Source organism: Aureimonas sp. OT7, assembly GCF_014844055.1.
In the GTDB taxonomy this organism is placed as follows: domain Bacteria; phylum Pseudomonadota; class Alphaproteobacteria; order Rhizobiales; family Rhizobiaceae; genus Aureimonas; species Aureimonas altamirensis_A.
The window spans coordinates 3,003,805-3,015,893 of record NZ_CP062167.1; the positions used below are offsets into that span (position 1 = coordinate 3,003,805).

A 12,089-nucleotide genomic window follows, 5' to 3' on the forward strand; every position below is an offset into this window, starting at 1 on the left:
TTTCAGATCAGGCCATATTGCCGTGCCTTGTTGCGCAGGAACGGCAGCCCTTGCCCCAGAACCTCTTCACGGTCCGGCGCCACAGGGCGCCAGACCGACAAGGCGCTGGCAATCTGCGGCGGCACGCTGATGAAGCTTTCCATCGCCATGCCGCCCTTGAAGCCGATGGCGGCAAGGGCGGCGAAAACCTCGTCCCACTGTATGGTGTCGCAACCGGGCGTGCCGCGGTCGCTCGCCGACAGGTGGATGTATTTCAAATGGTCACGCGCCTTGAGGATGCCGTTGGCAAGCCCCTTTTCCTCGATATTCATGTGGTAGGTATCGAGATGGATGAAGACGTTGTCCGCGCCGACCTTCTCCACCATGGCTACGGCTTGCTCGGCCGTGTTGAGGATGTGATTTTCGTAGCGGTTCACCGCCTCCAGCCCATACTCCATGCCGAGGCTGGCAGCATAAGCGGCGGCATCGCGCACCACGCGCGCCGTCGCATCGATCTCGGCCACGGTGGGCGGAAAGCCCGTGCGTTGGCCGATGCCACCATAGATCACGCCGCTCATTGCCCTGGCGCCGATGGCATGGGAGCGATCCAGCGCGAGCTTCAGGAAGGCGAGCGCGCCTTCCTGATCGTTCGTCGGCAGCCGATCGAGCGGCATTCCGAGAGAGCAGACACATTCGACATCGTGCTTTTCGAGCAGGCGCTTCGTATGGTCCGTATCGACGCCCTCCGGATCCAGCATGGTGATTTCCAGAAAGTCGATACCGTGGCGGACCGCCTCGGGTATGGCGTACTCCGCCGCCTCCCGGTTCCAATCCATCGCCCACATCGCGGTATGCACGCCAAACCCGCTTACGCTCATTGCCCTGCCCCTCTCCTGTCCCGATCCCGGACATTACATCAGCTCGACGAGTGTGGTGGGCAAGTCCCGTATGCGCTTTCCAGTTGCCTCTGCGCTTTCCAGTTGCATCGAAGCGGGACATGATGGTTGGACAGGCTCCAGACCAGGGCGGCCGCCGGGCCTTGCGAAAAGCTACTGCTTGAAAATGAAAATGACGCCGACCGCGCTGTAGGCTGCCACGTAGAGCCAGATCACCGCAGCAAGACGCCGTGCGTTCGCGCCATCGACATGTTTGCGCAACCGTCCGTAAAGGCTGATATCCAACATACCGAGCGGCACCGATACGGCAAGCGCCGCGCCGACGCATTCCGCGCAGAGAACCGGCGCGTCGCCTGAAGATTGGCCAGAACAAGAAGCGTTACCGGCACGTGGATGAGATAGAGGGCATAGCTGTAATCCCCGAGCCGCTCTGCGGCCCAGCCGAAACTGCCGCGCTTCGGCTCCTCTGACGATACGCCATACACCATCACGACAAGGATGACCGCGGCAAGCGAGCCGACAATGCGGCCGCAGGCAAGGTCGACCGACATGGTCGTTGCGTCCAGACCCAGGGCGATCACCGCCCAGATCGGTTGCACCCGCCCCTGCCGCAGGATCGTCGGCATCAGCAATCCCCCGGCAGCAAGAACGCCCGCAGCAGCGTGGGCGACAAGGTACCACCCATCTCATCCGTGTCGAAAATCGAAGCAGCGCCGATCGCGGCAAGCCATGCGATTGAGAACGGAACAACGAACCTTGCGCCTGTTGCCACCGCCAGCAGAAACAGGATGACGTAGAAGAAGACCTCAAGAACGAGGGTCCATTCGATATTGAGCTCGAACACGACCCGCGTGCCGACGAGCGCCAACGACATTGCCCGGCCATCGGCATCGAGCTCGCCTGTCCGAATATTCGCGATGACGACGAAAACCAAAATGAACAACGGGTGGATGAGCACCAGCCGGTGCGCCAGAAAGAGCGTCGGAGGCGTTTGAGTAGGTCCGCCATCAAAGGCGCCGGAGATCACAAGGAAAATCGCAACCCCGAGGCGACCGAATTTTCCGTCGAGGATGCCGGCAAACCGGGGATCGTCGAACTTGAAGGCGATGTAATGCTATATACGATAGATCGCCACGGCCAGCGCGGCCAGCGCGCGCATCCATTGAATGTTGACGTTTCTATGCTTTGCGCGGCTGATGGTTTGCACGTCGTCTCTCCTGCTCGGTGAGACGATAGAGTGAACTTATCATCAGTGGTTTAAGATACTTGGCGCTGGGCCGCAGAAATTCCCCACGCCAAAAGCGCGGATGCGCGAGCCGCATCCGTTGCTTCGACATAGCAGCGCAACTCCGGAGCGTTGCCGGATGCGCGGAAATGCACCACGGAACCGTCAGCCAGAACGAAGCGGACACCGTCTATCGCATCGATACCGATGGTTCCGCCCTGTTCGGCAAACAGCGCCGCCGCGAAGGCTTCGTCCGCACCTAGGCGTGTGAGGAAGGCTGCGCTTTTTTCCGGGGCCACATTTTCCAGCCTGTCCGCCAGGGCATGGCCAGGCGAAAGGGCGTCCACGGCGTGCCGAAGCGATCCGCCTTTAGCCCGCGCCTCTGCCAATGCGGCGATGATCGGCAGGACTGCGTCCCGCGTCGGAAGCGCGGGCAAGGTCTGCCCGGCACGGGTAAGATCGCTCCCCAGCAGCACGCCGCCATTTGCCTCAAAACCGAGTACGTGCGGCAGATTGTCTGCGCGGAGCTGTTCCATGCCCTCGATCACGTAAGGGGACCCGACACGCGTCCTCAGCACCCGCTGCGCAACGCCCGACCGTTCGACGGCGGTGCTGGAGGTGACCGGCGTCACGATGGCGTCGATGTCGAGATGCATGGCGGTCATCAGGCCGAGCAGATCGCCGCGAACGAAGTTTCCGTGTCCGTCGGCGACCAGCGGTCGATCACCGTCGCCGTCAGTGGATACAATCGCGTCGAACCGGCCTTCTTGCGCCCAACCTTGGACAAGCATGATATCGCGCGGATGGTGCGCTTCCGTATCGATCGGAATGAAGTGCTCCGACCGCCCAAGCGAAACGACCTTTGCGCCGAGAGCCCCGATCAGCTCGACAAGAGTATCGCGACCGACGGCGCTCTGCTGATAGATGCCGACCCGCAGCCCGGCCAACGCGCCCGTGCCGAAGAACGCGCGGTATCGATCCAGATAGGCTTGCACCACGTCCACGGTCGCAAACTCGCACTTCGCCGGCTCTACGAACGGGCCGGCGTCGGTGTAGGCGGAGCGTATGGCCGCCTCGTGCGCCTTCGTGATCTCTCCCGACGGGAGATAGAATTTCAGTCCGTTGCGATCTTCGGGAATGTGGCTTCCCGTCACCATGATCGCCGGGCACCCGCGCGCCATGGCAGCCATGGCGAGCGCCGGGGTCGGAAGGGTTCCGGCATCCAGCGGCCGCCAACCGGCAGCACATGCCCCGACCGCGCAGTCGCCCGCGATGGCGGGGCTGCTATCGCGAAGATCCCGTCCGATCAGAACTTCCCCGGCCGGCCTGGTGTCGACGATGCTCAGGAAGGCCGACGTCCATCGGCGCGCGGCAACACCCTGAATATCCACGACCAGTCCGCGCAGCCCGCTTGTCCCGAATTTGAGATCGCTTGCAGCCATGGCCATCAGGTCCGTGCGTACACGTCGTCGAGCCGCACGATGTCATCCTCGCCGGTATAGCTGCCAACCTGGACCTCAATGATGCGAAGATCGATCTTGCCCGGATTGCGAAGCCGGTGCACGCAGCCGATCGGCAGATAGGCGGCCTCGTTTTCATGATAGTAGCGGACGGTATCGTCGATGGTGACCTCGGCCGTCCCACGCACGACGATCCAGTGCTCGGCGCGATGGTAGTGGCGCTGCAGAGATAGCGTCCCGCCCGCCTTTACGCAGATATGCTTGACCTGGAACCGGTCGCCGATGTCGATGCGCTGGTACCACCCCCAGGGGCGGTGAATCCGCAGGTGGTCCGTCGCCTCGCCGAAACCCTCGCTACGTAACTGGGTGACAAGGTCCTTGACCTTGGAAGCCTGGTCCTTGGAAGCGACAAGCACCGCATCGGGCGTCGTCACCACCACCACACCGTCGAGCCCAACGACCGTCGTCAGATGGCCATCCGACATCACCAGGCTGTTCGTTACGCCGATCGTGGAAACAGGGCCTTCGATGACGTTGCCTGCATCATCGTGCTTCTTGACGTCGTAGACGGAGTCCCAGGCGCCGATATCGGACCAGCCGAAGCTCGCCTTCACCACGCCGGCACGATCGGTCTTTTCCATGATCGCATAATCGATGGAAATCTTCGGCGACTTGGCAAAGCTTTCGGCGTCCAGACGCAGAAAGTCGAGATCGCGCTTGCCCCCCGCGACGGCGGCGGACGCAGCCTTGATTATTTCCGGGCAACGCTGCTCCATTTCCGCGATCATCGCATCCGACCGGAACAGAAAGTTTCCGCTGTTCCAAAGGAGACCGTCCGAAACGTAGCGCGCCGCCGTCTCGGCGTCGGGCTTTTCGACGAAGCGATCGACGACGAAGCTTCTGTCAGAGGCAAGGGCGGTGCCGGCCGCGATATACCCATAACCCGAAGCCGGGAACGTCGGCACGATGCCGATCGTCATGATCTTGCCGCCGGCCGCCTGCGAAGCGGCGATCGTGCAATCGTGAACAAAAGCCGCATCGCCGTCGATGACATGATCGCCGGCGAGGACGAGGCAAAGCGAGCCGGCCTGCCGCGCCTCTACCATGACGGCGGCAACGGCCACTGCGGCGGCGGAGTCGCGTCGCTCCGGCTCGAGAACGATTTCGCCCTGCACGCCCAGCGAGCGCATCTGCTCTGCCACGACGAACCTGAAGTCGTTGGACGTTATGATGATCGGCTGATTGAAGTTTGGCCCCGTTATCCGTGTCAGGGTGCCCTGAAAGGTAGAATGGCCGTCATCCATGATCGCGATGAACTGCTTGGGCATCGTTTCACGGGAAATCGGCCACAGCCGCGTTCCGGCACCGCCGACCATGATGACGGGAGTGATCTTCGTTTCCAGGCCGCCATCAGGATCCATCTCATGCTCCAAATGCCTGTCGCGCAGCGACAAGCGATATCAAGGCTCGGAACCGGGTGATTATGTGCTTTCCGTTCGCAGATCAACTCGGAGTCCAGACCGGCGCGGCAACAGCTTGCCCGGATTCATGACCCCGTCCGGGTCCAGCGCGGACTTGATCGCGTGCATGGCCTGGATTTCAGCCGGGCTGCGCGAAAAGCCGAGCCAGTCGCGCTTCAGCGTTCCGATGCCATGCTCTGCCGAAACGGAGCCGCCTTCCCGGCGCACGCGCTCGTAAACCAGATCGTCCAGGGCGTGGGCGGTACCCGCGTCCATCGCGTCGCGATGCAGGATCAGGTGCAGGTTGCCGTCACCCATATGGCCAAAGAAAAGGCTCCGTGTGCCGGGGAAGGCATTTTCGATGGCGGCGGCCATGCCGTCGACGAAGGTCGGCATCGCCTGCAGCTCGACGCTGACGTCGAAGTTCATCAGGCCCGGCAGCGCGTCGTCGAGCCCCGCCGCCTCGCGGACCGCCCAGAATGCCCGGGCATCGGCACAGGAACGCGCCATCAGCGCGTCCTCGACAAGTCCCTCCTCGAAGGCGGTGGCCAGAAGCGCTTCCAGGGGCTGCTCGGCCTCTATGAGGACGCAGACAGCCGGCGTAGCGTCGAAGGGGCGCGTCTTCGCCAGCCGGCACCCGATATCGTAATAGGCCGGCCACAAGGCTTCGTACGCGGATACCGTCACCGCCGAGCGGGCCGCAGCCAGCAGCGCGGTTGCCGCCGTGGCATCCGGCAAGGCGCATAACGCCGTATAGGTTTCCGCGGGTTTCGGCCACAGACGGAAGACCGCGCGCGTGACGACGCCGAGCGTCCCCTCCGAGCCGACGAACAGGCTTTTCAGATCATAGCCCGTATTGTCCTTCAACTGGCCACCCAGATGCGACAGCACCGTGCCGTCGGCCAGCACCACCTCCAGCCCCAGCACGTTGCTCCGCGTGGTGCCGTAGCGAATGACCCGCGGCCCGCCGGCATTGGTGGCCACAAGGCCGCCGATCTGGCAGGAGCCGCGCGCTCCGTAGTCGATGGGGAATACGAAACCGGCGTCCTCGGCCGCCTCCTGCGCGACGGCCAGAACGGTGCCGGCGCGCACGCACATCGTTGCAGCCTGCCGGTCCACGGCCTCCACGCCATGGAAGCGCGCCAGCGACACCGCCACGTCGCCCGGTGACGGATTGGCGCCGCCGGCAAGGCCCGTCATGCCGCCCTGTGGTACGATGCGAAGCTTATGCCGATGGCAGATCGCCATCGCCCGCGATAGCTGGTCCACACTTGCCGGCCGCAGAAGCGCGGCGGGCAGATGGTGGCCGGTGCGGCTTTCATCGGTGCGCGACGCCGCCGGGACATCCGGACCGGCCAGGCAGCCGGCCGGCCCCAGGCAGGTGAGCAGTTCGTCGAGCGCCTCCCGCATACGGTCAGGCAATCGCCATCAGGCTGGCATTGCCGCCGGCGGCTGCCGTGTTGATGCTGGTCGAACGCTCCTCGATCAGCCATTCCAGGCGATAGAACCCGCCCTCGGCGATCTGTGCCGAAGTCATCGCCTGCACGAGGGCGATACCGCCGTCCTTTTCGGTCAGGCGTCGCTGCAAATTGGCGACGCGCTCCGCGCTGCCCTCGACCAGAACGGCGGCGATGTCGGCGGGGATCGCACCGTCCTTCAAAAGCGTGGGCTGCAGATCCAACGGCAGGCGGTCGAGTGCGAACCGGTCGAAATCGCGCGCCGGAATCGCAACGGAATTGCCCGTTGCCAGCGCCGCGCCCATCTGCACCGCGAGCCCCTCTTCCGTCTCCGCCAGAAGCAGCACCCGCCCGCGCGGATGGATTTCATAGACGTTCCGCTCGCCCACAGGGCCCGGCAGTTCGGTCGAATAGCCGAGAAGCGATTCCTCGGCCTGCGCGCGGACCTTGTCGGCGGCCGCCGCCTGTCCGATCTGGACGAGCCAGTTGGCATAGTCGCTCAGGCGCGCCGGCGCCTTTCCCCGGAAGACCGGCTCCGGCTGCGCCGCCAGAAGCCGGCGAAGGTAAAGCGGCCCGCCCGCCTTGGGCCCCGTACCGGACAGGCCCCGTCCGCCGAAGGGCTGCACCCCGACGACCGCCCCGATGACGTTGCGGTTGACATAGACGTTGCCGACCCTGATGCGGCCGAGAACCGTCTCGATGGTCTCGTCGATGCGCGTATGCAAACCGAAGGTGAGCCCGTATCCCGTTGCGTTAATCGCCTCGATCAGCGGAGCCAGGTCGGCACGGCGGTAGCGAACGACATGCAGGACGGGCCCGAACACCTCGCGCTTGACGGCCGCGATATCGTCGATCTCGACGATGGTGGGCGCCACGAAGGTTCCGTGCCCGGTCTCCGGCGGCAGGGTCTGGCGGCTGACCGGGTAGCCCTTGTTCCGCATGGCTTCCACATGCGCCTCGATGGTCTTGCGCGCCTCGTCGGTGATGACGGGGCCGATGTCGGACGACAGGCGGTCGGTGCGCCCGATCGCCAGTTCGTCCAGGGCGCCGCGCAGCATGGCGAGGGTGCGGTCGGCAGCCTCTTCCTGCATGCAGAGAATGCGCAGGGCCGAGCATCGCTGGCCGGCACTGTCGAAGGCCGAGGCGACGACATCCCCTACGACCTGCTCGGTCAGCGCCGAGGAATCGACGATCATCGCATTCTGGCCGCCCGTCTCGGCAATCAGAGGCGCGATGCGCCCATCCGGCGTGCGGCGCCCAGCCAGGCTGGCCTCGATCAGCCGGGCGACGTCCGTGGACCCGGTGAACATGACGCCGGACACGTCCGGGGCGGCAGTCAGCGCCGCGCCGACATCACCTGCGCCGGGCGTGAAGATCAGGGCATCGTCCGGCACGCCCGCCGAATGCATCAGGCGCACCGCCTCTGCCGCCACGAGGGGCGTTTCCTCGGCCGGCTTGGCCAGAACGGCATTGCCTGCGGCCAGGGCTGCCGCCACTTGCCCGGTGAAGATGGCCAACGGAAAGTTCCAAGGGCTGATGCAGGCGATGACGCCCAGGGGCCGGCACGCCGCGTGCGATCCCAGGTCGCGGATCTCGGCGGCGTAATAGCGCAGGAAGTCCACCGCCTCACGCAGTTCCGCCACGGCGTTGGGCAGGCTCTTGCCCGCCTCCCGCACGGTGATGCCGAGCAGGCGCGCGGTATTCTCCTCGAACAGCTCCGCCGCACGATCGAGTATGGCGGCGCGCTCGTCGGCCGAGCGGGCCGCCCAGGCGCTTGCGCCGGCGCACGCGCGCTGGACGAGAACTCCGATCCTGCCGGGATCGACCGTCTCGACGGTGCCGACCACCTCGCGGCGATCCGCCGGGTTGGCAACCGCCTGCAGACTGCCGGTGCCGGCGCCATGCGGCGCACGCGCCGTCCAGCTTTCCGAGGCGCTGGCCCTCAAGCCGTCACCCAGCGTCGCCAGCACCGTTTCGTCGGCGAGATCCACGCCGCTGGAGTTTATCCGCCGTTCCCCGTACAGCCGGCCCGGCAGCAGGATGGCCGGGTTGGTGCTGCCGAGCGGTTCGATGGCGAAAGCGGCATCGACGGGGTCGGCCACCAGCTCGTCGACGGGCACCGCCTCGTCGGCGATCCGGTTGACGAAGGACGAGTTGGCGCCGTTTTCCAGAAGGCGCCGCACCAGATAGGCCAGAAGCGTTTCGTGCGTGCCGACCGGCGCGTAGATCCGACAGGGCCGGTCCAGCCGCTCCGGACCGACGACTTCCTCGTAAAGCGCTTCGCCCATTCCGTGCAGGCACTGGAATTCATACTGGCCGCGAATATAGCTCGCCGGATCGGCCATCATGTAGATGGTGGCCAGCGTCTGCGCATTGTGGGTCGCGAACTGCGGGAAGATCGCATCCGGCGCGGCCAGCAGCCGCCGGGCGCATGCGATATAGGCGACATCGGTATGCACCTTGCGCGTATACACCGGAAAGTCGGCAAAGCCGTCCACCTGGGCGCGCTTGATCTCCGCGTCCCAGTACGCGCCCTTGACCAGCCGCACCATGAGACGATGGCCGCTGCGCCGCCCCAGATCCACCAGCCAGTCGATGACGAGGGGGCAGCGCTTGCCATAGGCCTGCACGACGAAGCCGATGCCGTCCCAGCCGTCCAAGGCGGGTTCGAAAGCCAGCCTTTCGAGCAGGTCGAGCGAAATCTCGAGCCTGTCGGCCTCCTCCGCGTCGATGTTGAGGCCGATGTCGTAGCGCCGGCACAGAAGGGCCAGTGCCGCCAGGCGCGGGTACAGCTCCGCCATCACGCGTTCGGCCTTGGCGCGTGCATAGCGCGGATGCAGGGCCGACAATTTGATGGAGATGCCTGGCCCTTCCTGCACGCCCTTGCCGCCAGAGGCCGCACCGATGGCGTGGATGGCCTTTTCGTACTCGGCGAGGTAGCGCGCCGCATCGGCCGCCGTCATGGCGGCTTCGCCCAGCATGTCGTAGGAGTAGCGAAAGCCCTTGCGCTCCATCGAGCGGCTGCGCTTCAGCGCCTCCTCGATGGTCTCGCCGCGCACGAACTGCTCGCCCATCAGGCGCATGGCGATATCCAGCCCCTGCCGGATGACGGGCTCGCCGAAGCGGCCGACAAGCCGCGTCAGCGCCCGCGACAGGCCGGCCTCGCTGACGGTCGCCGTCAGCCTGCCGGTTACCAGGAGGCCCCATGTTGCCGCGTTGACGAAGAGCGAGTTGTCGTCGTCGATATGGGCGCGCCAATCTCCCCTGGATATCTTGTCGCGGATGAGCGCGTCCCGTGTCGCCTTGTCGGGAATGCGCAGCAACGCCTCCGCAAGGCACATCAGGGCGATGCCCTCCTGGCTGGACAGCGAATACTCGTGGATGAGGCCGGGGACGCCGCTGTTGCTCGCCTTGGCGCGCAGGCCGCGAACCAGTCGCCCGGCAAGGGCGCGGATATGGTCGGCGGTGTCGGGCGCCTGCCGCGCGGCATCCAGCAATGGTGGCAGGCACTCCGGTTCCGGCCGGCGGGTCGCCTGCGTTATGGCGCGCCGCAAGGGCGTATCGGCCGTCACCTGCGCATCGAAGGCGCCGAACGGCTGGGGTTGCACCGCTTGATCGATCCGGTTGGCTACGCTCATCTCTGTCTCCAAGGAGCGCACGCCGCGCCCACTGCCGATACTCAATTAGTCGGCCGACAGGCGGACTTGAATGCTGATCTTTCGCAATAATGCCGAATTATATTCGGCGAAAGCGCCATCGGACCGCAGTGACCTACCTATAATTGAGACTCCAGCGGCAGCCAGCCCACCACCGTGGCCAGGATCCGGCGGCCAAGCCCGGCCTCGGGCTCCTGCGTCAACTGGACGGGAACCCCCGATTCCGTCGCGTTCCATATCAGGCCCCCGTCGGCATCCAGCGTGACGCGATAGCTCATCGCCGGCGATATCTCCTCCGCGAAGATGCGATCCATTTCGCCAACGAGTGCCGGCACCGCGAAGAGTACGCCCATCTCCGTGTTCAGGGAAACGGAGCGCGGATCGAAATTCAGCGAGCCGACGAAGCCCGCCGTTCCATCGCTTGTGAAAGCCTTGGTATGCAGGCTCGCCTGACTGGAGCCGCGCAGGCTGATCCCGCCGGAGGCGGCGGTCGGCTTCAGCTCGAACAGGCTCACGCCGCTTCGCAGCAGCGGCTTCCGGTAGGGCGCATACCCGCCATGCACCGCGGCGACATCGGTGGCGGCCAGCGAATTGGTCAGCACCGTCACGTCGACGCCCTTCTCCACCAGCCGCGCGAAAAAGCGCGTGCCCTCGTCGCCCGGAATGAAGTAGGGGGACGAGATGTTGAGCTGCCGCTCGCTGGACGCCAGCAGCGGCACCAGTTCCTCCAGCAGTGCATTGCGGCCGCTTTTGCCAGCGGCCTTTTCGGCAGGGTCGGACACAAGCCTTGCCTCCTGCGTCCAGTGCACGTCGGCGTCGTCGAACAGCGACGCGACCGTGAGGCGCTCGCGCAGCCGCTTTATATACGGGTTGGCGGGAGCGGTTTCCGCCAGCCGGTGGAACGCCTGACGCAGTCCGTCCAGTGGCGGCGTCTCCCGTTCGGCCAGGGCCCGCACCGGCAGCGCCAGACCGCTGTTCCAGTACTCGTCGAAGATCACTTCCGCCTGGCCGGCCATTTCGCCGATGGCGATGATGTCCAGATCTCGGAAGTTCGACGCCTCCGCCGCATCGAAATACTCGTCGCCGATGTTCCTGCCGCCCACGATCGCGATCTGACCATCCGCGATCCAGGCCTTGTTGTGCATGCGCCGGTTCACGCTCACCATGCGCAACGCCATCTCGAGGCCACGAATGATCGGATTCTCGCGGGCATGGGTGGGGTTGAACAGGCGCACCTCGATCAGCGGATGGCTGTCGACCGCCAGGAACGTCCTGTCGGACAGGGATACGCCGATATCGTCGAGCAGCAGGCGTACGCGCACGCCCCTATCCGCCGCCGCCAGCGCCTCGCGCAGGATGAGACGGCCGGTCAGGTCGTCGTTCCAGATATAATACATGAGGTCCAGGCTGCGCCCCGCGATGCGTGCGGACAAGGCGCGCGCGGCGAACGCATCGAGGTTGGACGATACGAGCACGAGCCCGCTTTCCGCATCGTGGCCCTTGCGCAGCCCATCCATATAGGCGTCCAGCACCGTCGGCGCCCCGTCGCGGGACAAAGCGTGGCTGGGCGCGCCTCGCGCGCCTTCCGCGAAGCGGCCGAAGGCGTAGGCGGCAACCACGGAAGCCGCGGCGAACACCAGAAGGACGACAAGCGCGATGGCCAGAAAACGCATCATGAAACGATGACATCCGAATATCGCCCCATGAGGCGGAATGCCGCATGGGACGGAAGTCTTGTTAGGGCCGTTTCAACGAAGTCCAGCGCAAACTGCTGTCGCGTCTACGCCTTTGTCATGATTGCCAGCCTTTCATGCCTCAGTTATCGCATAAGGAACAAAAGGCAACGGCGTTCCACCCTACGTGAAGGGTTGAATCCGCACACGATTCTCGATTACAGTCAGCTATAAGATTTCGTTCAAAATATTAATATTAACGTTTATACCGATCTGGAGTTTT

At 64.9% G+C, this 12,089-nt stretch carries 8 protein-coding genes; all 8 read right to left on the reverse strand.

All coding sequences use genetic code 11. The features are described 5' to 3' along the window. Nucleotides 1-2: 2 nt before the first annotated feature. The gene (locus IGS74_RS14295) at nucleotides 3-857 is read right to left on the reverse strand and encodes a sugar phosphate isomerase/epimerase (RefSeq protein ID WP_192387018.1); all 855 of its coding nucleotides are present in this window, start codon (nucleotides 855-857) and stop codon (nucleotides 3-5) included. Nucleotides 858-1,087: 230 nt separating this feature from the next. Then, complete coding sequence (locus tag IGS74_RS14300; protein ID WP_192387020.1) at nucleotides 1,088-1,501, reverse strand: hypothetical protein; 414 nt, start codon at nucleotides 1,499-1,501, stop codon at nucleotides 1,088-1,090. Further along, nucleotides 1,501-1,902 (reverse strand): hypothetical protein, encoded by a 402-nt coding sequence (locus IGS74_RS14305; RefSeq protein WP_192387022.1) that lies wholly within the window; start codon nucleotides 1,900-1,902, stop codon nucleotides 1,501-1,503. The genes IGS74_RS14300 and IGS74_RS14305 overlap by 1 nt, the downstream gene beginning before the upstream one ends. 230 nt (nucleotides 1,903-2,132) lie before the next feature. Further along, a complete protein-coding gene (locus IGS74_RS14310; RefSeq protein WP_192387024.1) occupies nucleotides 2,133-3,542 on the reverse strand; it encodes a phosphomannomutase in 1,410 nt (469 codons plus the stop codon). A 5-nt stretch (nucleotides 3,543-3,547) separates the two neighbouring features. After that, nucleotides 3,548-4,981 (reverse strand): mannose-1-phosphate guanylyltransferase/mannose-6-phosphate isomerase, encoded by a 1,434-nt coding sequence (locus IGS74_RS14315; protein ID WP_192387026.1) that lies wholly within the window; start codon nucleotides 4,979-4,981, stop codon nucleotides 3,548-3,550. A gap of 60 nt (nucleotides 4,982-5,041) precedes the next feature. Continuing rightward, nucleotides 5,042-6,442 carry an FAD-binding oxidoreductase gene (locus tag IGS74_RS14320; RefSeq protein WP_246722571.1) on the reverse strand — a complete coding sequence of 467 codons (1,401 nt, stop codon included), beginning with the start codon at nucleotides 6,440-6,442 and terminating at the stop codon, nucleotides 5,042-5,044. Then, on the reverse strand, nucleotides 6,435-10,115 hold the full coding sequence (gene putA, locus IGS74_RS14325; protein WP_192387028.1) for a trifunctional transcriptional regulator/proline dehydrogenase/L-glutamate gamma-semialdehyde dehydrogenase: 3,681 nt from the start codon (nucleotides 10,113-10,115) through the stop codon (nucleotides 6,435-6,437). The genes IGS74_RS14320 and putA overlap by 8 nt, the downstream gene beginning before the upstream one ends. A gap of 137 nt (nucleotides 10,116-10,252) precedes the next feature. Next, nucleotides 10,253-11,809: a phospholipase D family protein gene (locus IGS74_RS14330; protein WP_246722575.1), complete on the reverse strand. Its 1,557-nt coding sequence runs from the start codon at nucleotides 11,807-11,809 to the stop codon at nucleotides 10,253-10,255. Nucleotides 11,810-12,089: the final 280 nt, after the last annotated feature.

Coding starts and splice junctions, on each gene's coding strand:
- IGS74_RS14295 (WP_192387018.1), bottom strand. CDS start 857: ATGAGCGTAAGCGGGTTTGGCGTGCATACCGCGATGTGGGCGATGGAT.
- IGS74_RS14300 (WP_192387020.1), bottom strand. CDS start 1,501: ATGCCGACGATCCTGCGGCAGGGGCGGGTGCAACCGATCTGGGCGGTG.
- IGS74_RS14310 (WP_192387024.1), bottom strand. CDS start 3,542: ATGGCTGCAAGCGATCTCAAATTCGGGACAAGCGGGCTGCGCGGACTG.
- IGS74_RS14315 (WP_192387026.1), bottom strand. CDS start 4,981: ATGGATCCTGATGGCGGCCTGGAAACGAAGATCACTCCCGTCATCATG.
- putA (WP_192387028.1), bottom strand. CDS start 10,115: ATGAGCGTAGCCAACCGGATCGATCAAGCGGTGCAACCCCAGCCGTTC.
- IGS74_RS14330 (WP_246722575.1), bottom strand. CDS start 11,809: ATGATGCGTTTTCTGGCCATCGCGCTTGTCGTCCTTCTGGTGTTCGCC.